Below are 1,133 nucleotides of genomic sequence, written 5' to 3' on the forward strand. Positions count from 1 at the left end.
TTGACATAGATTGTTGTGGTGCCTGACACATTACCATGGACGAGAAGACGGTCAGCTTTTTGTTTTTCTTTTGGTAGACCGTCACTCCATTCGATATTGAAATAAATATTGGCATGGCCCGTTGCATGGTAAGCAGTTGCCACAGCGGGAACCATATCTTCTTCTGATTTGTAAACCTTAGCGGTTCGTCCTATACTCAAGGTTTGATACTGCCCCTTTGCTAGAGCATGCGGTGCACGAAATATGATAGAGCTATTATTAAGATACAGCTCTGAAACAGTAGACAGCGCACGCTGTTTAATGTCACTGAGATCATAGTTATAGGTATTAAAATCAGTATCTACATCCTCTTCACTGACTTTTAAGTACCACTTGCTGTTATTGTTCAGAGTAAAAACTGTTGTATTTATTTTCAAAGTCCTTGCTCTTCCTTCTAGTACCGAATGATCAGCGGTTAATGTAAGAGAGACAGGAAGCATATCATCGTCATACCATTTACGCTTCGTTTTATTTCTCAATAAGACATCGGCAAGAATTTCTGAATTTTTGAGAGAAATCGTAGCGACAGATTTTGAATCATAAGGTCCCCGAATACCAACGCCGTCTTTAACAAGAATTTTGCTGTTAATAAGACTAATATTATTTACAACCTTTTCACCTTCTTTTACATCTCTTTTCAGGGTTTCATAAATAACGATACCAGTACCAGCACTCCCTCTTTGGACGGTTATAGTTGAATCTTCAACCTCTATGATACCGTTTTTCGTTTCTAACCCTTTGTATATTGAATTTGTCTCAAGTCCTTTCGCGTGAATTTGTCCACCTTTTGATGCAGAAAGAGCAGCTGATTCTGTGTGTATTGTCGCATCTGTAATTGTGATAACTGCTTTGTCAGTTGCAGATACTGCAGGATCAGTTGTAGATCCCATAGGATCAGTTCCACGGACAAAAAGATTGTTAAAGGTCTTTTTCTCTCCCTTGCCCACCTTAAATCCATTAATAATTTTAGGAGTTTGTGTATTTGCATAAGTTGGAGTTAAATGAGAAAAAATGAAAGTTCCAGCAATTGTACATAACAAAAAGTTTTTCTTATAAATAGATTTCTTACACATAGATATGCCTTTAGTATTGGT

1 pseudogene is annotated in these 1,133 nt (G+C 37.4%); it reads right to left on the reverse strand.

Going from position 1 to position 1,133, the window contains the following annotated elements:
- Positions 1 to 1,112, reverse strand: a pseudogene (locus PVV68_RS10470) (hypothetical protein); the annotation flags it as partial.
- Positions 1,113 to 1,133 lie beyond the last annotated feature (21 nt).

Origin of the sequence: Bartonella sp. ML69XJBT, from assembly GCF_028618515.1 — a bacterium.
Lineage (GTDB): Bacteria > Pseudomonadota > Alphaproteobacteria > Rhizobiales > Rhizobiaceae > Bartonella.